The organism is Streptomyces sp. NPDC058662 (assembly GCF_042716255.1).
GTDB lineage: Bacteria > Actinomycetota > Actinomycetes > Streptomycetales > Streptomycetaceae > Streptomyces.
Genome location: NZ_JBHXRU010000066.1, coordinates 12,407 through 35,496 on the forward strand (window position 1 = coordinate 12,407; position 23,090 = coordinate 35,496).

General features: G+C 71.2%; 22 protein-coding genes, 1 pseudogene and 1 riboswitch. Of the genes and pseudogenes, 9 read left to right on the forward strand and 14 right to left on the reverse strand.

The window, feature by feature from the left end:
- Positions 1–4 precede the first annotated feature (4 nt).
- A complete protein-coding gene (gene mnmA, locus ACFWUQ_RS21710) occupies positions 5–1,135 on the reverse strand; it encodes a tRNA 2-thiouridine(34) synthase MnmA (protein WP_384540391.1) in 1,131 nt (376 codons plus the stop codon).
- Positions 1,136–1,204: 69 nt separating this feature from the next.
- Here mnmA and ACFWUQ_RS21715 point away from each other — a divergent pair, with 69 nt between their 5' ends.
- Entirely contained in the window at positions 1,205–1,894 is a 690-nt protein-coding gene (locus ACFWUQ_RS21715) for an N-acetylmuramoyl-L-alanine amidase (RefSeq protein WP_384540394.1), read from the forward strand.
- Here ACFWUQ_RS21715 and ACFWUQ_RS21720 read toward each other — a convergent pair.
- The 11 genes from ACFWUQ_RS21720 to ACFWUQ_RS21770 form a co-directional block, all read right to left on the reverse strand.
- Positions 1,887–3,050: a cysteine desulfurase family protein gene (locus ACFWUQ_RS21720; RefSeq protein WP_384540397.1), complete on the reverse strand. Its 1,164-nt coding sequence runs from the start codon at positions 3,048–3,050 to the stop codon at positions 1,887–1,889. The two genes, ACFWUQ_RS21715 and ACFWUQ_RS21720, sit on opposite strands and share 8 nt — an antisense overlap.
- Positions 3,051–3,144: 94 nt before the next feature.
- Positions 3,145–4,002 (reverse strand): thioesterase family protein, encoded by an 858-nt coding sequence (locus ACFWUQ_RS21725; RefSeq protein WP_384540400.1) that lies wholly within the window; start codon positions 4,000–4,002, stop codon positions 3,145–3,147.
- Between the two features lie 94 nt (positions 4,003–4,096).
- Positions 4,097–4,753, reverse strand: a complete 657-nt coding sequence (locus ACFWUQ_RS21730) for a trimeric intracellular cation channel family protein (RefSeq protein WP_384540403.1) — start codon at positions 4,751–4,753, stop codon at positions 4,097–4,099.
- Between the two features lie 132 nt (positions 4,754–4,885).
- The gene (locus ACFWUQ_RS21735; RefSeq protein ID WP_384540445.1) at positions 4,886–5,965 is read right to left on the reverse strand and encodes an ABC transporter ATP-binding protein; all 1,080 of its coding nucleotides are present in this window, start codon (positions 5,963–5,965) and stop codon (positions 4,886–4,888) included.
- 41 nt (positions 5,966–6,006) lie between these two features.
- On the reverse strand, positions 6,007–7,119 hold the full coding sequence (locus ACFWUQ_RS21740; protein ID WP_384540407.1) for an ABC transporter ATP-binding protein: 1,113 nt from the start codon (positions 7,117–7,119) through the stop codon (positions 6,007–6,009).
- Complete coding sequence (locus ACFWUQ_RS21745; protein ID WP_384540410.1) at positions 7,116–8,114, reverse strand: ABC transporter permease; 999 nt, start codon at positions 8,112–8,114, stop codon at positions 7,116–7,118. The genes ACFWUQ_RS21740 and ACFWUQ_RS21745 overlap by 4 nt, the downstream gene beginning before the upstream one ends.
- Positions 8,115–8,260: 146 nt before the next feature.
- Positions 8,261–10,039, reverse strand: a complete 1,779-nt coding sequence (locus ACFWUQ_RS21750; protein WP_384540412.1) for an ABC transporter substrate-binding protein — start codon at positions 10,037–10,039, stop codon at positions 8,261–8,263.
- Between the two features lie 74 nt (positions 10,040–10,113).
- Positions 10,114–11,109 (reverse strand): ABC transporter permease, encoded by a 996-nt coding sequence (locus ACFWUQ_RS21755; RefSeq protein ID WP_384540415.1) that lies wholly within the window; start codon positions 11,107–11,109, stop codon positions 10,114–10,116.
- A 419-nt stretch (positions 11,110–11,528) separates the two neighbouring features.
- Positions 11,529–12,269, reverse strand: a complete 741-nt coding sequence (locus ACFWUQ_RS21760) for an enhanced serine sensitivity protein SseB C-terminal domain-containing protein (RefSeq protein WP_384540417.1) — start codon at positions 12,267–12,269, stop codon at positions 11,529–11,531.
- Between the two features lie 97 nt (positions 12,270–12,366).
- Positions 12,367–13,107 carry an enhanced serine sensitivity protein SseB gene (locus ACFWUQ_RS21765; RefSeq protein WP_384540420.1) on the reverse strand — a complete coding sequence of 247 codons (741 nt, stop codon included), beginning with the start codon at positions 13,105–13,107 and terminating at the stop codon, positions 12,367–12,369.
- A 49-nt stretch (positions 13,108–13,156) separates the two neighbouring features.
- Positions 13,157–13,822 carry an AAA family ATPase gene (locus ACFWUQ_RS21770; protein WP_384540423.1) on the reverse strand — a complete coding sequence of 222 codons (666 nt, stop codon included), beginning with the start codon at positions 13,820–13,822 and terminating at the stop codon, positions 13,157–13,159.
- 228 nt (positions 13,823–14,050) lie between these two features.
- Positions 14,051–14,154, forward strand: a riboswitch (glycine riboswitch).
- A gap of 185 nt (positions 14,155–14,339) precedes the next feature.
- Between ACFWUQ_RS21770 and gcvT the strand changes: the two genes are divergently transcribed.
- The 5 genes from gcvT to ACFWUQ_RS21795 all read left to right on the forward strand — a co-directional run bounded on the left by gcvT (position 14,340) and on the right by ACFWUQ_RS21795 (position 19,602).
- Positions 14,340–15,455, forward strand: coding sequence for a glycine cleavage system aminomethyltransferase GcvT (gcvT, locus tag ACFWUQ_RS21775; protein ID WP_384540425.1), 1,116 nt, complete (start codon positions 14,340–14,342; stop codon positions 15,453–15,455).
- A gap of 112 nt (positions 15,456–15,567) precedes the next feature.
- A complete protein-coding gene (gene gcvH / locus ACFWUQ_RS21780; RefSeq protein ID WP_384540428.1) occupies positions 15,568–15,951 on the forward strand; it encodes a glycine cleavage system protein GcvH in 384 nt (127 codons plus the stop codon).
- 15 nt (positions 15,952–15,966) lie between these two features.
- A complete protein-coding gene (glyA, locus tag ACFWUQ_RS21785) occupies positions 15,967–17,223 on the forward strand; it encodes a serine hydroxymethyltransferase (protein WP_384540430.1) in 1,257 nt (418 codons plus the stop codon).
- A gap of 284 nt (positions 17,224–17,507) precedes the next feature.
- Entirely contained in the window at positions 17,508–18,890 is a 1,383-nt protein-coding gene (locus ACFWUQ_RS21790; protein WP_384540433.1) for an L-serine ammonia-lyase, read from the forward strand.
- 181 nt (positions 18,891–19,071) lie between these two features.
- Positions 19,072–19,602, forward strand: coding sequence for a hypothetical protein (locus ACFWUQ_RS21795; RefSeq protein WP_384540436.1), 531 nt, complete (start codon positions 19,072–19,074; stop codon positions 19,600–19,602).
- 31 nt (positions 19,603–19,633) lie between these two features.
- Here the strand turns inward: ACFWUQ_RS21795 and ACFWUQ_RS21800 are convergent.
- A pseudogene (locus ACFWUQ_RS21800) lies at positions 19,634–19,765 on the reverse strand (flavodoxin family protein); the annotation flags it as partial.
- Positions 19,766–19,802: 37 nt separating this feature from the next.
- Here ACFWUQ_RS21800 and ACFWUQ_RS21805 point away from each other — a divergent pair.
- On the forward strand, positions 19,803–20,363 hold the full coding sequence (locus tag ACFWUQ_RS21805; protein WP_384540438.1) for a PadR family transcriptional regulator: 561 nt from the start codon (positions 19,803–19,805) through the stop codon (positions 20,361–20,363).
- A gap of 119 nt (positions 20,364–20,482) precedes the next feature.
- On the opposite strand, the gene ACFWUQ_RS21810 is transcribed toward ACFWUQ_RS21805, so the two are convergent.
- On the reverse strand, positions 20,483–20,695 hold the full coding sequence (locus ACFWUQ_RS21810) for an EF-hand domain-containing protein (protein WP_384540448.1): 213 nt from the start codon (positions 20,693–20,695) through the stop codon (positions 20,483–20,485).
- Between the two features lie 254 nt (positions 20,696–20,949).
- Here ACFWUQ_RS21810 and ACFWUQ_RS21815 point away from each other — a divergent pair, with 254 nt between their 5' ends.
- Both ACFWUQ_RS21815 and ACFWUQ_RS21820 read left to right on the forward strand, forming a co-directional pair.
- Entirely contained in the window at positions 20,950–21,768 is an 819-nt protein-coding gene (locus tag ACFWUQ_RS21815; protein WP_384540441.1) for a tRNA-dependent cyclodipeptide synthase, read from the forward strand.
- Positions 21,749–22,990, forward strand: coding sequence for a cytochrome P450 (locus ACFWUQ_RS21820; RefSeq protein ID WP_384540443.1), 1,242 nt, complete (start codon positions 21,749–21,751; stop codon positions 22,988–22,990). The genes ACFWUQ_RS21815 and ACFWUQ_RS21820 overlap by 20 nt, the downstream gene beginning before the upstream one ends.
- The last annotated feature ends 100 nt before the right edge of the window (positions 22,991–23,090 follow it).

A 23,090-nucleotide genomic window follows, 5' to 3' on the forward strand; every position in this document is an offset into this window, starting at 1 on the left:
GCGGTCAGACGGTCGTCGCCGCCGCCCGCGTCGTCGTCGCGATGGTGGCCGAGCCGACCACGCGCGTGCCGTCGTAGAGCACGATCGCCTGGCCGGGGGCAACGCCCCGGACCGGCTCGGTGAAGGAGACCCGCAGCTCGCCGTCCACGAGTTCGGCGAAGACCTCGGTCTCGCCGCCGTGGGCGCGCAGCTGCGCGGTGTACGTACCCGGGGCGGCGGCCGCGGATCCGCACCAGCGGGGGCGGATCGCCGTCAGGGCGGTGACGTCGAGGGCCTCCGCCGGGCCCACGGTGACGGTGTTGTTCACCGGGGAGATGTCGAGGACGTAGCGCGGCTTGCCGTCGGCCGCGGGGTGGCCGATCCGCAGGCCCTTGCGCTGGCCGATCGTGAAGCCGAAGGCGCCCTCGTGGGTGCCGACCTTCTCGCCGCTCTCGTCGACGATGTCGCCCTCGGCCTTGCCGAGGCGGTTCGCGAGGAAGCCCTGGGTGTCGCCGTCGGCGATGAAGCAGATGTCGTGGCTGTCGGGCTTCTGCGCCACCGCCAGCCCGCGCCGCTCCGCCTCGGCCCGGATCTCGTCCTTGGTGGTGAGGGTGTCACCGAGCGGGAAGAGGGCGTGGGCCAGCTGCTTCTCGTCGAGGACCCCGAGGACGTACGACTGGTCCTTGGCCATGTCGCAGGCGCGGTGCAGTTCGCGCGAGCCGTCCTCGCGCTGTACGACGGTGGCGTAGTGGCCCGTGCAGACGGCGTCGAAGCCGAGCGCCAGGGCCTTGTCGAGCAGCGCCGCGAACTTGATCTTCTCGTTGCAGCGGAGGCAGGGGTTCGGGGTCCGCCCGGCCTCGTACTCGGAGATGAAGTCCTCGACGACGTCCTCGCGGAACCGCTCGGCCAGGTCCCAGACGTAGAAGGGGATGCCGATGACGTCGGCGGCGCGGCGGGCGTCGCGGGAGTCCTCGATGGTGCAGCAGCCGCGGGCCCCGGTCCGGAAGGACTGCGGGTTCGCGGAGAGCGCGAGGTGGACGCCGGTCACGTCGTGCCCGGCTTCGACCGCGCGGGCGGCGGCGACGGCGGAGTCCACGCCGCCGGACATGGCGGCCAGGACGCGAAGGGGGCGGGTGCGCGGCAGGTTCTCAGTCATAGCACCGTCCAGGGTACGGGGAACCGTGCGGGGTCACAGCGCGTTATCGGGTTCAGGGGGGTGGATCACATGGTTCGCGAAGGTGGCAGGGGTACGGACGGGAAGACCGGGAGGCGCCGCGCGCCCGGTCGCCGGGCCGTGCTGTTGGGCGGGCTCGGCGTGGCCGCGGCGGCGGCTGTCGCGGGCCGGGAGGAGATCGCGCGGGCCTGGTGGCTGCTGCCGGGAGTGGCCAAACCGCGCAAGGAGGGCGAGCTCGACCACGCGGCGGCGAGCTGGACCGCGGCCTCGCCGGCGAACTGGCGGCTGGCGGACCGGCCCGACGACTACCGGGTGGACCGGATCGTGGTGCATGTCACCCAGGGCGGCTTCGCCTCGTCCGTGGACGCCTTCAAGAATCCGTGGCACAAGGCGTCGGCGCACTACATAGTGCGTCAGGACGGCCACATCGAGCAGATGGTCCGCGAGCTCGATGTCGCCTTCCACGCGGGCAACCGCTCGATGAACGAGCGCAGCGTCGGCATCGAGCACGTCGGCTTCGTCGACCGCCCGAAGGACTTCACGGACGCCATGTACGCGTCCTCGGCCCGGCTGGCCGCCGACATCTGCCGCCGGTACGAGATACCGGCGGACCGTACGCACATCGTCGGGCACTCCGAGGTACCGGGCGCCGACCACACCGACCCCGGCCGCCACTGGGACTGGGACCGCTACGTCGGCCTCGTCCAGGACGCACTCAGGGCCGGCCCCGGCGTCAGCTGAGGCCCGCGGTGCGGGCGCGTTCGACCGCCGGTCCGATGGCCGCGGCGAGCGCCGCGACGTCGTCCGCGGTGGAGGTGTGGCCGAGGGAGAAGCGCAGAGTGCCCCGGGCCAGCCGCGGATCGGTGCCGGCGGCCAGCAGGACGTGGCTCGGCTGCGCCACGCCCGCCGTGCAGGCGGAGCCGGTGGAGCACTCGATGCCCTGGGCGTCGAGCAGGAGCAGCAGGGAGTCCCCCTCGCAGCCGGGGAAGCTGAAGTGGGCGTTGGCCGGGAGCCGGTCGTCGGGGTCGCCGCCGAGGACGGCGTCCGGCACGGCCGCCCGGACGGCGGCCACCAGCTCGTCCCGAAGGCCGCCGATCTCGGTGGCGAAGCGCTCGCGCCGCTCGGCGGCGAGGACGGCGGCCACCGCGAAGGCGGCGACGGCCGGGACGTCGAGCGTGCCGGAGCGCACGTGCCGCTCCTGGCCGCCGCCGTGCAGGACGGGTACGGGGCTCTGGTCGCGGCCCAGGAGCAGGGCGCCGATGCCGTACGGGCCGCCGATCTTGTGACCGCTGACGGTCATCGCGGCCAGGGCGCTGTCGCCGAAGCGGACGTCGAGCTGCCCGAAGGCCTGGACGGCGTCGGAGTGCAGCGGGATCCCGTGTTCGCGGGCGGTCGCCGCCAGTTCGGCGATCGGCATGACGGTGCCGATCTCGTTGTTGGCCCACATCACGGTGGCCAGCGCCACGTCGTCCGGGTCGCGCTCCACCGCCTCGCGGAAGGCGTCGGCGTGCACGCGCCCGTAGCGGTCCACGGGCAGGTACTCGACCCGCGCGCCCTCGTGCTCGGCGAGCCAGTGGACGGCGTCGAGCACGGCGTGGTGCTCGACGGGGCTGGCGAGGATCCGGGTCCGGGCGGGGTCCGCGTCGCGGCGGGCCCAGTAGAGGCCCTTGACGGCGAGGTTGTCGGCCTCCGTGCCGCCCGCGGTGAAGACCACCTCGCTCGGGCGGGCGCCGATCGCCTCGGCGAGGGCCTCGCGGGCCTCCTCGACGGTACGGCGGGCCCGGCGGCCGGCGGCGTGCAGGGAGGAGGCGTTCCCCGTGGCGGCGAACTGCGCGGTCATCGCCGCGGCGGCCTCCGGCAGCATCGGAGTGGTGGCGGCGTGGTCGAGGTAGGCCATGATCCTGCGATTCTACGGACCCGGCGGGCGGCCGGTCCCCGGCGGTGCCCCGGGGCGGTCCGGAGCCCGCGCGGGACCCCGCCGATCCGCCGCGTCAGGCTCGGCGGGGGGCGCGGGCGAGCTGGCGCGACTGGGCGACCAGGTGGTCCGCCGAGTCCCAGACCTCGGCGTCCTCCTCCAGGAAGCCGCCGGCCAGGTTGCGCGTGGCGATGGCCACCCGGAGCGGGCCCGGAGCGGGGCGGCGGCGGATGTGGGTGGTGAGCTCCACCGTCGGTGTCCAGCCCATCAGGCCCAGGTCGAAGGCGGTCGGCGGCAGCGCGTCCACCGCGAGCAGCAGGGAGAGCGGATCGGCGTCGCGGCCGTCGGCGAGCTCGAACCAGGCCCGCATCTCGCCCTTGCCCGAGGGGGCGCCGAGGGCCCAGCCCGCCGTGGCCGGGTCCAGCCGCAGCCGCAGCCGGTCCACGATCGCGGAGCTGCCGGGGATGGGGGCCGGGCCGGCCTCGGGGCCGAGGCAGTCCTCGTAGGCGGGCATGACCGGCGGCCGGGCCGCCGTCCGCACCTCGTCGGAGAGCGTAGAGAGGTCCCCGTAGGAGGCGAGGACGCGGATGCGCTCGATCTCGGCCCCGCTCTCGTCGTACTGGAACAGCGAGGCCTGGCCGGTGGAGAGGGTGCGGCCGACGCGGACGACCTGGGTGCGGATCACGGCGGGGCCGGGCACGGAGGAAGTCAGGTAGTGCGCGGACACGGTGAAGGGGTCCGGGTGCGGCAGGGCCGCCGACAGGGCCCGGCCGACCAGGGCGAGCAGGTATCCGCCGTTGACGGCGGCGATGATCGTCCAGCCGGCGGAGAGTTCCGCGTCGTACACCTCGGGCTCACCCGCGCGGGCGGTGATCGTGGTGTCGCGGTCGAACTCGCTGTCGCCGATGGATGCCTGGGCAGCTGCGTGTGACATGAAAACGACGGTACACCGAGATGCTACTAAGCGGTAGCTTTCCGCGCTCGTCCCCTCGTGCATCACCTCGCGCAGGGGGCCCGCACGTTGGCCCCTAGGGCTCCTCGGCCACCGCGGAGCGGCGGTTCCAGGCCAGCGGCGCCCGCCAGTGGTAGCGCATCGCGAGCAGCCGCAGGACGAACGTGGTGACGATCGCCAGGCCCGTGGTGAAGGCGTTGAGGACGTCGAAGCGGATCGACAGGGCCACCATCGCGGCGCCGACCACGGCGGGGACGGCGTACATCTCGCGGTCGCGCAGCAGCGAGGGCACTTCGTTGACCAGCACGTCGCGCAGGACGCCGCCGCCGACCGCGGTGGCCAGGCCCAGGGCGGCGGAGGCGGTGAGCCCCAGGCCGAACTCGTACGCCTTGGTCGTGCCGGTCACACAGAACAGGGCGAGGCCGGCCGCGTCGAAGACGTTGATCGCGCGGTTGATCCGCTGGACCTCGGGGTGCAGGAAGAAGACGAGGGCGGCGGCGACCAGCGGGGTGACGAAGAAGCTCAGCTCGCCGAAGGCGGCCGCCGGGGTGGCCCCGATGACGAGGTCGCGGAAGAGGCCGCCCCCGAGGGCGGTGACCAGGGCGAGGACGGCGATGCCGAAGACGTCGAAGTTCTTGCGGACGGCGAGCAGGGCGCCCGCGGTGGCGAAGACGAAGATGCCGGCGAGGTCCAGGGCATGCTGGATCCCGGGCGGGAAGAGATCGTGGAGCACTGCGCCATTGTCGCCTGCGGCGCACCCGCCGAACGCCGGGGCCCAGGGCAGGGGGCGGCAGGCCGCGGTGTGACACCGGCGGGGCGGGAGGGGCCGGGTTGCGGCGTCCGGCCCCGCCGGTTTTTTCGGCCGCTACTCCGAAACCGTGGCCACCGCGTCGGCCGCACCCGGCAGGGGCGTGTCGCCCGGCATCTGGTCGGGGGCGTTCTCCGGGTGGTGACAGGCCACCTGGTGGCCCGTCTTGAGGGCCACCAGCGGCGGCTCCTGCGTGGTGCAGACCTGCGTGGCCTTCCAGCACCGCGTGTGGAAGCGGCAGCCGCTCGGCGGGGAGATGGGCGACGGCACATCGCCCTTGAGCAGGATGCGGCCGCTCTTCGCCCCGCGCCGCCGCGGGTCCGGCACGGGCACGGCCGACATCAGCGCCGTGGTGTACGGGTGCATCGGCGCCTCGTACAGCGACTTGCGGTCGGCGAGCTCGACGATCTTGCCGAGGTACATGACCGCGATCCGGTCCGAGACGTGCCGGATGACCGACAGGTCGTGGGCGATGATCACGTAGGTGAGGCCGAGCTCCTGCTGGAGGTCGTCCAGCAGGTTGACCACCTGGGCCTGGATGGACACGTCCAGGGCCGAGACGGGCTCGTCCGCGACCACCAGCTTCGGCTTCAGCGCGAGGGCCCGCGCGATGCCGATGCGCTGGCGCTGGCCGCCCGAGAACTCGTGCGGGTAGCGGTTGTAGTGCTCGGGGTTGAGTCCCACCAGCGACAGCAGTCGCTGCACCTCCGCCTTGAGGCCGCCCTCCGGGGTGACCTTCTGGAGCTTGAAGGGGGCGCTCACGATGGTGCCCACCGTGTGGCGCGGGTTCAGCGAGCCGTACGGGTCCTGGAAGATCATCTGCACATCGCGGCGCAGCGGGCGCATGCCCGACACTCCCAGGTGGGTGATGTCCTTGCCCTCGAACTCGACGGTGCCGCCGGTCGGTTCGAGCAGGCGCGTGATGAGCCGCCCCATCGTCGACTTGCCGCAGCCGGACTCGCCCACGATGCCGAGGGTCTCGCCGCGCCGGACGTCGAAGTCGATGCCGTCGACGGCCTTGACCGCGCCGGCCTGGCGTCGCAGCAGTCCTTTGGTGATCGGGAAGTGCTTGGTCAGTCCGGTGACCTTGAGGAGCAGGTCGGGCTCGGAAGCCTGCGCGTCCTGCTGCTTGGGGATGACGGGCGTGTCGGACGCGCCAGGCGTCTCAGGCGTCTCGGTCACAGCTTCGGCGCAATCTCTTCGGTCCAGATCCGGGTCCGCTCCTCCTGCGACATGTGGCAGGCGGACCAGTGGCGGGCGCCGTCCTGGCCCGGCTCGTCCGGCGCCGTGAGTTCGGGCCGGACGGTGCGGGTCACGTTGCCCTTGGGTACGTCGGCGTAGGGGCAGCGCGGGTTGAAGGCGCAGCCGCTCGGGATGTTGATCAGGCTGGGCGGCGAGCCCTTGACCGGGATGAGGCGCTCGGTCTGGTCCCGGTCGATGCGCGGCATCGAGCCCAGCAGGCCCCAGGTGTAGGGGTGCCGGGGTTCGTAGAAGACCTTCTCGGCGGTGCCCCGCTCCACGCACCGGCCGCCGTACATCACGAGGAGTTCGTCGGCCATCTCGGCGACCACGCCGAGGTCGTGCGTGATCATGATGACGGCGGAGCCGAACTCCTTCTGCAGATCCCTGATCAGGTCGAGGATCTGCGCCTGGACGGTGACGTCCAGGGCGGTGGTCGGCTCGTCCGCGATGAGCAGCTCCGGGTTGTTGACCAGGGCCATCGCGATCATCGCGCGCTGGCGCATACCGCCCGAGAACTCGTGCGGGTAGCTGTCGACCCGCTTGTGCGGCTCGGGGATGCCGACCCGGTCGAGGAGGTCCACGGCACGCTTGCGGGCGGCCTTCTTGTCGACCTTGTGGTGGACCCGGTACGCCTCGGCGATCTGCTTTCCGACGGTGAAGTAGGGGTGCATCGCGGACAGCGGGTCCTGGAAGATCATCGCGATCTCCCGGCCGCGCAGCTTGCGCACCTCGTCCTCCTCGGCGGAGAGCAGCTCCCTGCCGTTGAGCCAGATCTCGCCGGAGATGCGGGCGCGCTGGCGGCCGTACTGGCCGACGCGGTGCAGGCCCATGATGCCCAGCGAGGTGACCGACTTCCCGGAGCCCGACTCGCCGACGATCCCGAGGGTCTTGCCCTTCTCCAGCGTGAAGGAGAGCCCGTCGACGGACTTGACCAGGCCGTCCTCGGTCGGGAAGTGCACCTTGAGGTCGCGGACCTCCAGGAAGGCGGTGGAGGGCGTGGTGGCGCCGACCGGCTCGTTGAGGGCTGCGGTCTTCGTCAGGTCGGTCATGACAGCCTCACTCGGGGGTCGATCACCGCGTACATGAGGTCGACGACGAGGTTCGCGGCGACCACGAAGAAGGCGGAGATCAAGGTGATGCCCAGGATGACCGGCAGGTCGTGGTCGCTGATCGCACGGACCGCGTTGTATCCGAGGCCGTGCAGCGAGAACGTGGACTCGGTCAGGACGGCGCCGCCCATCAGGGCACCGAGGTCCAGCCCCAGGACGGTCAGGATCGGCGTCATCGTGGAGCGCATCGCGTGCTTGCCGATGACGACGGGTTCCGTCAGCCCCTTGGCGCGGGCGGTGCGGATGTAGTCCTCGTTGAGCACTTCGAGCATGGTCGCGCGGGTGAGCCGGGCGTACATCGCCGCGTAGAGGAACGCGAGCGAGACCCACGGCAGGACCATGCCGTTGAACCACTTGGCGGGATCGTCGGCGAAGGTCTGCTCCGGCCGCCCGAACCAGCCGAGCTGGTCGGAGAAGAAGGCGATGAAGAGCATGCCGGTGAAGTAGATGGGGAGGGAGACGCCGGCGAGGGCCACGCCCATCGCCGAGCGGTCCAGGACGGTGCCGCGCTTGAGGGCGGAGATGACGCCGGTGGCGACACCGCCGATCACCCAGAGCACGACGGCGCCGGCGGCGAGCGAGAGGGTGACCGGGAACCAGTCGAGCAGCAGCGGCCACACCTCCTGCTCGGTCTTGAAGGAGTATCCGAAGCAGGGCGCGGCGCATTGCGTGACGTCGGAGCCGTTGGCGTACGTGCGACCCGCCACCAGCCCGACGACGAACTTGCCGAACTGGACGAGGATCGGGTCGTCGAGACCCATCTTCTGCCGGATGCCCTCGATGGCGGCGGGGTCGGACTGCTTACCGACGAAGTAGAGCGCCGGATCCGTCCCGATCATCTTCGGGAAGAGGAAGAAGATTCCGAAGGTCACCAGCGAGATGACCAACAGCATGACGATGACGGCGAAGATCCGTCGGATGAGATATGCAAGCACTGCGCTCGGCCTGGCTGCGGCCCGGGGGCGCCCTCTTCTGGAGAGCGCCCCCAAGCCGCACCGCGGCCATCACCTGCCCTTCGTGCCTAGCGGGTGTGGCACTGGAACACTGGATACTGGACGGGACAACCTGGTCTGACGGATGACTACTTGACGACGCCGAGGGAGGCGTAGTCGTACCGGCCGTTGTAGGCGTCGGAGGTGTAGGCGTTCGTCAGACGGCTGCTGCGCCAGGTGATCGTCTTGTCGTAGACGAAGGGGAGGTAGACAGCGGCCTCGGAGACCTTCTGGTTCATCGCCTTGTAGATGTCGCCGGCCTTGGCCGGGTCGGTCTCGGCGATGGCGTCGTCGAAGAGCTTGTTGATCGCCGGGTCGTTCAGCTCGGAGAAGTTGTTGTTGCCGCTCTGCAGGATGAAGCGGCCGTCGACCAGCGGCTGGGAGAAGCCCTGCCCGGTCGGGAAGTCGGCGCCCCAGCCCATGATGATGATGCCGTAGCCCTTGTCCTTGACGACCTTGGGCGAGCCGATGATGCCGGAGGTCTGGGCACCGTCGAACTGGTCGACCTGGGCCTCGATGCCGACCTGCTTCAGCGCGTTCTGCAGGGAGACGGCGGTGGCGATCTCGACCGGCTTGTTGTTGCGGACCGCGATGGTGGTCTTGAAGCCCTCGGGCTTGCCGCAGGCGGCCAGGTGCTCCTTGGCCTTGGCGATGTTGGCCTTGCCGTCGTCCTTCAGCACGCCGTACGGGTCGTAGGAGGCGTCGGAGCCCTTGATGCCCAGCGGGAGCATGTTGGGGGCGATGTCGCCGCCGGCCTGCGGGCCGCCGCGGGCGGTCTGCAGGGACTTCTTGTCGGCCGCGTAGATGACGGCCTTGCGGCAGTCGATGTTGTCGAACGGGGCGACCGTCTGCGGGAAGACCGCGTAGCGGATGAAGCCGGTCTGGCCGTTGTCGAGATTGTTCTTGTGGTCCTTCAGCGCGGTGGAGCGGGCCGCCTGGCCGATGCCGGTCGCGTTGATGTCCAGGTCGAACTCGCCGTTCATCAGGCGCTTGTCCATGTCGTCCGCGTTCGCCATGAACGTGACCGAGATGGTGTCCGGGAGCGCCTTGCGGATGGTGTCCGACTCGGGCTTGTAGTTCTCGTTGCGCGAGAGCTTCATGCTCTTGTTGGGCTCGTACGAGTCGATCTTGTACGGACCGTTGGAGAAGGGCTTGAGGCCGTACTTCGCGGCCGTGTCCTTCTCCTGCTTCACCGGGCTGGCGGCCGGCATGGCGAGCATCTGCTCGAAGTCGCCGTTGGGCTGCGGGAGCTTGAAGATGATGGTCTTCGCGTCCGGGGTCTCGATCGCCTTGAGGCCGAGCTTGTCCGGGCTGGGGTCCTTGTACGGGCCCGGGTACTCGGTCTTCGGGTCGAGCACCTGCATCAGGTAGACCGGGCCGCCGGAGATGACGTCCTGGGCCCAGGTGCGCTCGATGCCGTACTTGACGTCCTGGGCGGTGACGGGGGTGCCGTCCTCCCAGGTCACGTTGTCCTTGAGGGTGTACTTGTACGTCTTGCCGCCGTCACTGATCTCGGCCTTGGCCGTGGCGAGGTCGGGGACGAGCTCGGTGCTCTCCGCGCCCGGGGCGGCCTTGAAGCTGATCAGCTGGCGGGCGTAGTAGCGGGAGAAGTCCCACATGAAGCCGTAGTAGCCGCGCTGCGGGTCCCACGAGTCGGCTTCCTGGGTACCGACGAACTTGAGCTCGCCGCCCTTCTTGTCGGAAGGGTTGGAGACCTTGCCTATGCCGGAGTTGAAGCCCCCGCCGGCGGCGGCCGGCTTGTCCTCGGTGTTCTCCTTGCCGCCACAGGCGGTCGCGGTCAGCATGGCGGCGAGCACGACGGCCGTGCCAGCGGCAAGCCTGCGCTTCGACGTGCGATGGGTAGTCACGATGCTCGCAACCCTCCGTTGTAGTTCCGGTGTACTTCCGGCCCGAAGCCGATTGATGGGGACCTGCGGTTGTACTAGCGGGAGCCCTTCGGGTCGAGGGCGTCGCGGACGCCGTCGCCGAAGAGGTTGAAGGCCAGCACGGTGATGAAGATCGCTACGCCGGGGAAGATCATGAAGAGAGGATCGTCCTCGTACGTCCGCACGGCCGTGGAGAGGGTCTCTCCCCACGACGGCGTGGGCGGCTTGACGCCGACGCCGAGGAAGCTCAGGGCGGCCTCGGTCAGCACGTTGGTGGGGATCATCAGCGTCGAGTAGACGGTGATGGGCGCCACCAGGTTGGGAAGCAGTTCGCGGAAGAGGATGTACAGCCGGCCGGCTCCCAGGCTGCGCGCGGCCTCGACGTACTCGCGCTCGCGCAGCGACAGGGTCTGTCCGCGCACGATGCGGCCGATGTAGGGCCAGCCGAAGAAGCCGATGACCAGCACCAGTACGGCGATCCGCAGGCCGGACCCCTCGAAGCCCCACAGCTCGCCCGGGATGACGGAGATCAGCGCGATGATGAACAGCAGCTGCGGGAAGGCGAGCAGCAGGTCCATGACGCGGCTGATGGCCGCGTCGACCCAGCCTCCGAAGTAGCCGGCGATGATGCCGAAGAAGGTGCCCATCGACACGGCCACGAAGGCGGACAGGAAGGCCACCAGCAGGGAGATGCGGGCGCCGTAGACGATCCGGCTGAAGACGTCGCGGCCGTTGACCGGCTCGACCCCGAGCAGGAACTCGCCGCTGATACCGCCCCAGTCGCCGGCCGGCAGGCCGAGGAGCGGGTCCAGCATGTCCTCGTGCAGCTCCTCCGGCGGGTGGCCGAAGGCCTTGACGATCAGCGGCGCGAACAGCGCGACGAGGATCAGCAGGATCACGATGACGCCGCCGGCCAGGGCGACCTTGTCACGCTTGAGCCGCAGCCAGGCGATCTGCCACGGCGAGCGGCCCTCGATCGCCTTCTGCGGGACTTCGGGGGCGGCCACGGCCGCGGGATCTGCCGCGTCGGTTTCGTGCAGTGGTGCCGTCATCGTGGTGGGGACCCCTCTCGGCCGACGGTTGCCGGCCCATGCCCGCCGCTGTGGCGGCTTCGTTCTATCGGCGTCACTGATGGTGCGAAGGCACGGAATGCGCCTGAAGTGCACGTGAAGAGCAGGTGCTTACGGGATTGACCGGCCTTCGGTGGGGGGAGTCTTCAACGGCGTCCGAACCGGCCGCCAGACCTGCCGGGGATGTGATGCGCAACCGTGATCTGCGCCTACACCTTCCGTTATCCGAACCGCGCGCCCTGTTCAGCGGTGAGAGACCGCCCGTTCGGTGCGGAATCGGGCATCAGGGCCAACTGCCCTTTCGGGCGTGCTTCTTGGGCGGATTCGGCGGATATGACGAAGGCCGCACCGGTGGTGTCCGGTGCGGCCTTCGAGACGGATGTCTCGGTATGCGGACCTGCTCAGTACGAGGGCGCCTGGCCCTCGCGGTCGTAGAACGGCCGGGTCCGCGCGCGCAGCCACATGGCCACGGGGTCGTGCTCGTCCGCCAGCGCGACCGTGCACACGGGTACGCCCTCGGGGACCGCGCCGACGGACTGGCGCATCATCTCCCGCACCGATTCCAGCGCGGGCGCGGAGGCGTCGTACAGGTCGAGCCCCACCGCGAGGTACGGCGATCCCAGCGCCGGCTGCACCCACGCGCGCCGCAGCGACCGGACGGCCGGGGTGCGGTGCGCGTGCTGGGTCAGCAGCCCGTAGAACTGCGGGAGCTCGATGGCGGGCTCGGACAGCCGCAGCGGTCCGGCCGGCATCCGGTCGAGGCCGGTCGCGATGCGCCGCAGGTCGGCCCAGGGGAGGCCGAGGCCGCCGCCCTGGGCGTGCGGGTTCAGCCACAGGCCCCAGCGGTCCGGGTAGAGAGCGCGGGCGATGTCCCGGCCCGTGACCACCTCGTACCCCCGGTTCCAGCCGCTGGCCGCCAGCTCCTGCGGGGAGGTCACGCAGGGCGCGTACCCGAGGCCCTCGACCTCCATGCCGCCGTACTGCGCGTCCGGCGATCCCGGCTGCCCCTGCCAGAGCAGCATCCACAGCCGCCCCTCGGCGAGGGCGCCCAGGAGCGACTCGTAGCTCTCGTAGCGCCCCGGAGTCACCTGGCGCAGCATGTGCTCGACCTGCCCGGCCGCGGCCGTGCCTGACGCACTCACCCGGTACCCCTCTTCGTCCGCCCGTCGCTCCACGCGTGCCTCCCGTTTCCGGCGCGGTCACACGCGAGGCCGGGAGATGTCACCAGCTTATGCGGCCCTACGGCAGGTAGAAGGGGCGTACGCGCTCACGAATCCAGTCCGTGACCGGGTCCTGCGCCGCGTCCAGGAGGATCAACTGCACGGGCCAGGGCGCCGGTACGCGTGCCAGGGCCCGTCCGAGGGCCTCCATCGGGGCGTTTCCCGCCTCGGCCTCCCATCCCACCAGTCGGACACCGATGAACAGTTCCGGGGCCCCGCCCTCGACGCTGGCCAGGCAGCGGTGCGCGGCGGCGACGGCGCCCGTGGCCCGGAACTCCTCGGCGGCGGCCGCCAGGAAGTCCACCGGGTCCTCCTGCCAGTCGGGCTCGTACAGCCGGACCCGGCCGCCGGCGGCCGGTCCGTCGAGCGGCGACCGGCCCGTCCGGCACAGCTCCGCCACGGCGGGCGGGGGCAGCGGCACGCCGACCGCCCCCTCCGGGTTCACCGCGATGCCCAGCTGCGGGGGCAGGCCGCGCGCGAATTCGACGGCGGGGGCCACGGTGAAGTCCATGCCCGGTCCGACACAGGCGAGGAACTGGGCCTCGGAGCTGTAGACCGGGACGTAGGCCAGCCCGCCGATGTCCATCGTGGGCAGGGTGAGACCGGCCGGGCCCGGCTCGGGGCCGCCCCCGGCGGGCAGCGGCACCCATACCGGGCTGCGCCCGAGTACTTCCAGGATCCGCGCGCCGGCGTCCCGCTGCCCCAGCGCCGCCCCCAGCACCTGCTCCAGCTCGTTCCCCGGCCAGCCGCTGCCCTGCATGTGCCCTGCCTCCGTGTGGTCCCGTCCCGCCCGCCTGTCGAGCCGAAGGCTACGCGGGGAAGTCGATGCCGGTCACGGCGGCCGCCGAGGCCCGGTCCAGGAGCACCGCCGAGGCGCAGCCCGCCGGCGGCCGGCCCGCCTCCGCCTCGCGCAGCAGCCGGCCCACCGCGCCGCGGTGCCGGGCGAAGGCGTACGCCGACACGCTCCGGCCGCGCGCCCGCTGCCCCGAGAGGGCCTCCTCGGGGCTGGTGTCGAGGAGCAGCAGGTGCAGGGAGCGGCCGCGGCGGCGCGCGGCGACCGCGAGCAGTCCCCGCACCCAGCTCTGCGTACCGCAGTCGTGGACGACGACGGAGGCGCCCGAGCGCAGCAGCCGCCACAGCCCCCGGTAGTGCGCGACCCGCACGAGCGGGCGGTACACCGCGTAGGGCAGTGCCGAGGGCATCCGGCGCTCCCAGCGCTCGCGGGTGTCCTGCGAGTCGACGGCGCCGTCCGCGGCGGCCGCCCGCTGGATCAGCGTGCTCTTCCCGCCGCCGGGCAGGCCGGACACCACCACGATGTCGCCCGCGTCGAAGCGGAGCCGGTGCGGGCCGCGCGCCTTCGGTCCGCGCAGGTCGCGCACGAGGCCCGCGCCCGCACCGGCCGCGCCCTCGCGTCCCCCGCGCACGCGCGGTCCGCGCTGCGCGGGCACCGCGTCCACGGTTCCCGTCGTCGTCACCACTCCGAATCTCCGCACAGTGTTCGCCTCCCCCGAATCGGGTCGCCAAGGACCCTTGCCCACTGAGTGTAAAGAGACGGTCATCTCGCAGGGCCGGTTCCGGACCCTTCCGGAACCGGCTGCGCTCCGGCCGCCGCGGGTCCGCGCCGTCTTTCGGACCCGCACGCCCGATCACCGCGGTGGCGTGCAATGATGTGCGCCATCTGGACCAACTGCATACCGGCCGCTTGAATCCGCGCGGGAGAGTCCCGGCACGCCGCAAGGCCGTGCGCGGGCGCCGAAGGAGCAAGACCCTCCCTTGAATCTCTCAGGCCCCGTACCGCGTGGATGAGGCAGATCTGAAAAGCGAGACGCGTCCCCACTCCGCGTGAGGCGCGCTCCACCCAAGGTGCAAGTCGCGATTCCCGTCCCGAACGACCGACGGAACTCGCGGTGAACCTCTCAGGTTCCGATGACAGATGGGGAGGAACGTCCTCGTCATGTCCTGTCGATGCCCTGGGACCCGGGAGCCACACCCATGAGCACTGCCCCCCGTCTGACCGCCCTCGATGCGCTGCACCGCTCCCTCGGTGCGACCATGACCGACTTCGCGGGCTGGGACATGCCGCTGCGGTACGGCAGCGAGCGCGACGAGCACAACGCCGTGCGCACGAAGGCCGGCCTCTTCGACCTCTCCCACATGGGCGAGATCACGCTGACCGGCCCGGAGGCCGTGAAGGCCCTGGACTACGCGCTGGTCGGGAACATCTCCACCGTCGGCGTCGGCCGCGCCCGCTACACGCACATCTGCCGGGCCGACGGCGGCATCCTCGACGACCTGATCGTCTACCGCCTGGGCGAGACGGAGTACATGGTCGTCGCCAACGCCTCCAACGCCCAGGTCGTCCTCGACGCCCTGACCGAGCGGGCCGCCGGCTTCGACACCGAGGTCCGCGACGACCGCGACGCGTACGCGCTGCTCGCGGTGCAGGGCCCGGAGTCCCCCGGCATCCTCGCCTCGCTCACCGACGCCGACCTGGACGGCCTCAAGTACTACGCCGGCCTGCCGGGCACGGTGGCCGGGGTGCCCGCGCTGATCGCGCGGACCGGCTACACCGGCGAGGACGGCTTCGAGCTGTTCGTCGCCCCCGAGCACGCCGTGGAGCTGTGGCAGGCCCTGACCCGGGCGGGCGAGGGCGTCGGCCTGGTACCGGCCGGGCTGTCCTGCCGCGACACGCTGCGCCTGGAGGCGGGCATGCCGCTGTACGGGCACGAGCTGAGCACGGAGCTCACCCCCTTCGACGCGGGGCTGGGGCGGGTCGTGAAGTTCGAGAAGGAGGGCGACTTCGTCGGCCGCGCCGCGCTGGAGGACGCCGCCGAGCGCGCCGCCACCAAGGCGCCGCGCAAGCTGGTCGGCCTGGTCGCCGAGGGCCGCCGCGTCCCGCGCGCCGGTTTCCCGGTCGTCGCGGACGGCCAGGTCATCGGCGAGGTCACCTCCGGCGCCCCGTCCCCGACGCTGGGCAGGCCGATCGCGATGGCGTACGTGGACGCGGCGCACGCCGCGCCCGGAACCTCCGGCGTCGGCGTCGACATTCGCGGTACGCATGAGGCGTACGAGGTCGTGGCCCTGCCGTTCTACAAGCGGCAGAAGTAGCTCCGCACACGGCTGTGCCGCACCCGCGGCCGTACGGGAACCCGTACGGCTGCGTCTCAGTACCCGAGACCGCTGTTCGTATCCACTCCCCCGCATCCAGGAGAATCAGGCCATGAGCAACCCCCAGCAGCTGCGTTACAGCAAGGAGCACGAGTGGCTGTCGGACGCCGAGAACGGCGTCTCGACGATCGGCATCACCGAGTTCGCGGCCACCGCGCTCGGTGACGTCGTCTACGCCCAGCTTCCGGCGGTCGGCGACACGGTGACCGCGGGCGAGTCCTGCGGCGAGCTGGAGTCGACCAAGTCGGTCAGCGACCTGTACTCCCCCGTCTCCGGCGAGGTCACCGAGTTCAACCAGGACGTCGTGGACGACCCGGCGCTCGTGAACACGGCCCCGTTCGAGGGCGGCTGGCTGTTCAAGGTGCGCGTCTCGGAGGAGCCGGCCGACCTGCTCTCCGCCGAGGAGTACGCCGCGCTCACCCACTCCGACAACTGACCTCAGGGGATCTTGATGTCTGTGCTGAACACCCCTCTCCACGAGCTCGACCCGGACGTCGCCGCCGCCGTCGACGCCGAGCTCGTGCGCCAGCAGTCGACCCTGGAAATGATCGCCTCGGAGAACTTCGCTCCGGTCGCCGTCATGGAGGCCCAGGGCTCCGTCCTGACCAACAAGTACGCCGAGGGCTACCCGGGCCGCCGCTACTACGGCGGCTGCGAGCACATCGACGTCGTCGAGCAGATCGCGATCGACCGCATCAAGGCGCTGTTCGGCGCCGAGGCGGCGAACGTGCAGCCGCACTCGGGTGCGCAGGCCAACGCCGCCGCGATGTTCGCGCTGATCAAGCCGGGCGACACGATCATGGGCCTGAACCTGGCCCACGGCGGTCACCTGACCCACGGCATGAAGATCAACTTCTCCGGCAAGCTCTACAACGTGGTCCCGTACCACGTCGACGAGACCGGACAGGTCGACATGGCCGAGGTCGAGCGCCTCGCCAAGGAGTCCAAGCCGCAGCTGATCGTCGCGGGCTGGTCCGCCTACCCGCGCCAGCTGGACTTCGCCGCCTTCCGCCGCATCGCGGACGAGGTCGGCGCGTACCTGATGGTCGACATGGCGCACTTCGCCGGCCTGGTCGCCGCGGGTCTGCACCCGAACCCGGTGCCGCACGCCCACGTCGTGACGACCACCACGCACAAGACCCTCGGCGGTCCGCGCGGCGGCGTCATCCTGTCGACGCAGGAGCTCGCCAAGAAGATCAACTCGGCGGTCTTCCCCGGTCAGCAGGGCGGCCCGCTGGAGCACGTGATCGCGGCCAAGGCCGTCTCCTTCAAGGTCGCGGCCTCGGAGGAGTTCAAGGAGCGCCAGGTGCGCACCCTGGAGGGCGCCAAGCTCATCGCCGAGCGCCTGGTCCAGCCGGACGTCACCGAGGTGGGCGTCTCCGTCCTGTCCGGCGGCACCGACGTGCACCTGGTCCTGGTCGACCTGCGCGACTCCGAGCTCGACGGCCAGCAGGCCGAGGACCGGCTCCACGAGATCGGCATCACGGTCAACCGGAACGCCGTCCCGAACGACCCGCGGCCCCCGATGGTCACCTCCGGCCTGCGGATCGGTACGCCGGCCCTGGCCACACGCGGTTTCGGCGCCGAGGAGTTCACCGAGGTCGCGGAGATCATCGCGGCCGCGCTGAAGCCGGAGTACGACAAGGCCGACCTCGCGGCACGCGTCTCCGCGCTCGCCGCGAAGTTCCCGCTGTACCCGTCGCTCTAGTCGGCGGTCCGAGAGGGGCCCGGGCCTTGCTTGCGCACAGGACCGGGCCCTTCTCATGCCCGCGCACGCCCCTGCGGGCCCGCGCGCGGCGGGCCCCTCGCCGGGGGCCGCGGCGGGCCCCGCGCAGGGGGCCGCGCAGGTCCGACGCGTCCGCGTCACCCTCGTCACCCCGTCGGACAGCCGAGCCGTTCACCTCGTCGCGTTAAGCTCGTCTGTCGGACAAAATCCGAACAATCCGCCTGTCCTGCCCTTCCCACCCCACGAGCAGACAAGGGAGTCCGCCAGTGGCCATCTCGGTCTTCGACCTCTTCTCCATCGGCATCGGCCCGTCCTCCTCCCACACGGTCGGTCCGATGCGCGCGGCGCGCATGTTCGTGATGCGGCTGAAGAAGGACGGTGTCCTCGCCCAGACCGCGTCCGTGCGGGCGGAGCTCTTCGGCTCGCTCGGCGCCACCGGCCACGGCCACGGCACCCCCAAGGCGGTCCTGCTGGGGCTGGAGGGGCACTCCCCGCGCACCGTGAACGTGGAGACGGCGGACGACGAGGTGGAGCGCATCCGCAAGAGCGGCCGGCTGCGGCTGCTGGGCGCGGAGATAGGCGATGGCCACGAGATCGCCTTCGACGAGCCGAACCAGCTGATCCTGCACCGCCGCCGCTCCCTGCCGTACCACGCGAACGGCATGACGCTCTTCGCGTACGACGAGGCCGGCACCCCCCTGCTGGAGAAGACCTACTACTCGGTCGGCGGCGGCTTCGTCGTGGACGAGGACGCGGTCGGCGAGGACCGGATCAAGCTCGACGACACGGTGCTGAAGTACCCCTTCCGCTCCGGTGACGAGATGCTGCGCCTGGCGAACGAGACAGGCCTGTCGATCTCCTCCCTGATGCTGGAGAACGAGAAGGCCTGGCGCACGGAGGAGGAGATCCGCGAGGGCCTCCTGGAGATCTGGCGCGTCATGCAGTCCTGCGTCGCGCGCGGCATGTCCCGCGAGGGCATCCTCCCCGGCGGGCTGCGCGTCAAGCGCCGGGCCGCCTCCACGGCGCGCCAGCTGCGCACCGAGGGCGACCCGATGCTGCACCGCAGCGAGTGGGCGACGATCTACGCGATGGCGGTCAACGAGGAGAACGCGGCGGGCGGCCGGGTCGTCACCGCCCCCACCAACGGCGCCGCCGGCGTGCTGCCCGCCGTCCTGCACTACTACATGAACTTCGTGCCGGGCGCGGACGAGGACGGCGTGGTCCGCTTCCTGCTGGCGGCGGGCGCGATCGGCATGCTGTTCAAGGAGAACGCCTCCATCTCCGGCGCCGAGGTCGGCTGCCAGGGCGAGGTCGGCTCGGCCTGCTCGATGGCGGCGGGCGCCCTGGCCGAGGTCCTGGGCGGCACCCCGGAGCAGGTCGAGAACGCGGCCGAGATCGGCATGGAGCACAACCTGGGCCTGACCTGCGACCCGGTCGGCGGCCTGGTCCAGATCCCGTGCATCGAGCGCAACGGCATGGCGGCGGTCAAGGCCGTCACGGCGGCCAGGATGGCGATGCGCGGCGACGGCACACACAAGGTCTCCCTGGACAAGGTCATCAAGACCATGAAGGAGACGGGCGCGGACATGAAGGTCAAGTACAAGGAGACCGCCCGCGGCGGCCTGGCGGTCAACGTCATCGAATGCTGACCCGCGCGCGCTGACGGGTACGGTCCGGCACCGAGGCCCCGTCCCCCGGTTCCGGCCGTGGGGCGGGGCCCTGTGCGTGTGCGGACGCATGTCCGAAGCCTCCGGGTGCAACCGGGGACCGGGCGGAGGGTGTCCCAGGGAGTGACACCCTGTCCCCGTCTCTGAGAAATCGGGGGACGTCATGATCCATCCGCTGTCACGTCTTCGTCCGCGCCGCCGGCAGTCCGTGGCCCTGCTCATGGGCGTGCTGCTCACCGTCGGCATCGGCCTCGCCGCCCCCGCCTCCGCCGCTCGCGGCGCCGGGGCCCAGACCCAGACGCCGCTCGTCGTCAACGCCCGCTGGGGCGGGCACTGCACGTACGACCGGCTCGTCATCGACCTGCAGGGGTACGTCCCCCAGGTCACCGTCACACCCGTCCCGCAGCTGTACTACGACGGGTCCGGCAAACCCGTCCCGCTGGCCGGGAAGTACTTCCTGGAGATCCGTTTCAACCCCGCCGCCGCGCACAACGACGCGGGGCAGAGCGTCTACCAGGGCCCCCGCCTGCAGAAGATCTACCTCAGCAAGCTCAAGGGCATCGCCCTGACCGGCGACTACGAGGGGTACGTGACCTTCGGCGCCGCCTTCGACACCAAGCCGTACTACAGCACCGCCGTGCTGCACGCGCCCGAGCGGTTCGTGCTGGACGTCTCGCACCCGAACACCTGCTGACCCCGCGGTCGCGGCTGTGCCCGGGGCGCCGCGCCTGGTGCTCCGGGTTGGGGAAGTCGAAGCGGCAGCCGGCGTCCCACCGGGAGCGCTGGTTCCCCTGCGCGGGCATGCCGTCCGCCCGCTTGAGCAGGGCGGCCAGGTGCATGAGGTTCCAGGACATGAAGGCCCTGTCGCGGTCGGCGTAAACCTAGGATGACGGCATGTCGCTGCCGCACGCCATCCTCACCGCCCTGCTGGAGAAGCCCTCGTCGGGGCTGGAGCTCACCCGGCGGTTCGACAAGTCGATCGGCTACTTCTGGTCGGCGACGCACCAGCAGATCTACCGCGAGCTCGGGCGGCTGGAGGAGGCCGGGCTGATCCGGGAGCTGCCCGGCGCCGTGCCCCTGCGCGGGCAGAAGAAGGAGTACGAGGTCCTGCCCGCCGGCGGCGCGGAGCTGGCGCGCTGGGTCGCGGAGAGCCAGGACCCCAAGCCGATACGCGATCCGCTGCTGCTGCGGCTGCGGGCGGCGGGCGTCGTGGGGACCGGGGGGCTCGCCCCCGAGCTGCGGCGCCACCTGGAGCTGCACCGGGACCAGTTGGCGCAGTACGAGGCCATCGAGGAGAAGGACTTCCCGCCGGGGCGGGACGCCGTGGAGGACCGGCTGCGCCGGCTCGTCCTGCACGGCGGGATCGCCCTGGAGACCTTCTGGCTCCAGTGGCTGCGGGAGGCCCTGGCCGAGGTCGAGGACATCGGCGGCGACGGGGGCGGCGGCGCGCCCTGACCGGGGCGAGCGGGTGCCGGCGGCGGAGCCTTTGGGGCCGCGAGCGGGCCGGGGCCGGGCCGGCGGGCCCGGCAGCGCAGCACCCCCGCCCGGCAGGAGGCGGGGGCGGCCGGTGGGACCTACTTGTTCACCGAGGTCCAGAACTCGTCGAAGCTCAGCAGGCCGTCGCCGTTCGCGTCCTTGGCGGCGATGACGGCGTCGGCCACCGGGCCGGTGACGAACGGGTCGCCCATGGCCGCCATGGCCGCCTTGAACTCGTCGGCCGTGACGAAGCCGTCGCCGTTCACGTCGAACTTGCCGAACGTCGTCCGTGCGTTCTCGATGTCCGCCACTGGGTCCACCCCTTCTTGGTACTTGTTGACCGGCTCAGGGTAGCGGCCTGCGCGGACACTCTCCGCCTCGGGTCCCGTTCGAGCGGCTGATAGATATCTCATTACCCTTCCGTAATACGGAAGCGATAATTCCAGCCAAGAAATCGAGCCGCCACTTGTCACGCTCCGGGATCACGGCATAACGTACCGACATTGCCGCCACACCAGGAGCGCAGGGCTCCCAGGGACAAGCGGCAACAAGGGCGATCACACAGGTGACGATCAAAGCCGACGCATCATTCGAAGTTCTGCCCTTCACCCGTACCTGCCGCCATATCTGGGAAGACGGCGACCATGTGCTCATCGGAGTGAGTCCGGGGAACAGCTACTTCAGCTCCGAGCGCATCAGCAGCCTCGCCCAGTGGGCCACGACCCGCTTCGCGCAGGTCGACTTCGTCTACGCGGACCTCCACGTCGACCGGATGTTCGCCGCCTTCGGCTACACCCCGGAGCACGCGGAGAAGCGCGCCACGAAGGAGATCAAGGCGGTCCGGAGGAGGATTCTCAAGGGCGTGGAGGAATCAGGGCCCCCTCACTCCGAGATTCGCGTGAGGGCACTTTCAGAATTCCAATCCAACCCCGTTTACCAACTCCTGCACAGGCGCGTGCTCCATTTCCTGGAGACCGACGACGTATTCCGCAAGGGCTGTGAGGAAATGGCCCTCCACTTTGTCGGGTCCAAGCTGGCGGACGGCGAATCCATCACGGCAGCGCAGTTGCAGGTCTGTTTCGACTACATGGCGGCGGAACTGCCGTTCTTCGTGGACACCCCGAGCATTCTCGACGTGCCGTCCTCGGTGGCGGCCTACCACGTGAAGATGCCGATGACGGACGTCCTCTTCGCCCGGGGCGGCGGTCTGCGCGCGACCCGGAACCAGGCGTACGCCGTCGTACGGCCCGACGCCCCCGAGGCCGTACGCGCCACTCCCCAGGACACCGCCGGCCGGGACACCGCCCCCCGCCCCGGCGTCCCCCACACCACCGTGGACCACGCACCGACCGAGAGGACCGTCGATGAGCGTCGAGCAGCTTGAGGGACCGGAGAGCCGGGAGCGGGAGCCGCTCCTCGACTTCCCCCTCTCACGGCGCGGTGACGAGCTCCCGCAGGAGTGCGCCTGGCTGCGCGAGAAGGCCCCGGTCGCCAGGGTCCGCACCCTCACCGGGGACCCGGCCTGGCTGGTGAGCAGCTACGCGCTGGCGAAGCAGGTACTGGAGGACGAGCGGTTCAGCCTCAAGGACACCGCGAACGCCGGCGTCCCCCGCCAGTACGCGCTGACGATCCCGCCCGAGGTCGTCAACAACATGGGGAACATCAACAGCGCCGGCCTGCGCGACGCGGTGATGAAGGCGCTCAGCCCGCGCCAGAAGGGCCTCCAGGACTGGCTGCGCGCCACGGCCGGGGAGCTGATCGACCAGATGCTCGCCGAAGGCGGCCCGGCCGACCTGCGGGCGGGCTTCGCCGACCCCTACTCGGCGGCCATGCACTGCCGGATCCTCGGGGTGCCCTTCGAGGACTGGCGCCGGCTGATGTCGGGGCTGGACGTCGCGTTCATGACCGCGCGCGAGCCGTTCGCCGACTCGGCGCTCAACTGGTACAAGGACGTCGGCTACTTCGCCGAGCAGCTGAACGCGCAGCTCGCGCTGCCCGCCGAGGAGCGTACGGGGCTCCTCGGCAGGTTCGCGGAGCTGAAGGAGGCGGATCCGGACTCGGCCCACCTGACGGACGACATGTTCGCGACCGTGGCCGTCTCGCTGTTCGGCGCCGGCGCGGTCTCCACCTCAGCGTTCCTGGTCCTGGCGGTCCTGGCGCTGCTGCAGAGGCCGGAGCTCGTCGGCTACCTGCGCGCGCACCCGGAGCGCATGGGCGGGGCCGTGGACGAGCTGCTGCGGTGGAACCTGTCCGTAGGCGACGGCCTGCCGCGCATCGCCCTGGCGGACATCCAGGTCGGTGACGTGCTGGTGAAGGAGGGCGAGCTCGTCCTCGTCCTGCTGGAGGGCGCCAACTTCGACCCGGAGGCCTTCGAGCACCCGGACGAGCTGGACCTGGAGCGCCAGAGCCCCCGGCCCCACCTCGCCTTCGGGGCCGGCCGGCACTTCTGCCCGGCTTCCGCGCTGGGGAGGGCGCACGCGGAGATCGCGCTGGAGGTGCTGGTCGAGCGGCTGCCCGGGATCAGGCTCGCGGTGCCGGCGGAGAACCTGGTGTGGCGGACGGGCTTCATCAAGAGGCTGCCGGAGCGGCTGCCGGTCGCCTGGTAGTCCGGGCCCGCGGGCCGGGCCCGGCCTCCGCGGCCGAGTCCGGTCCGCGGGCCGGGTCCGGTCGCCCGGAGGGAGCCGGACGCGGCGGTGCCCCGGGAGC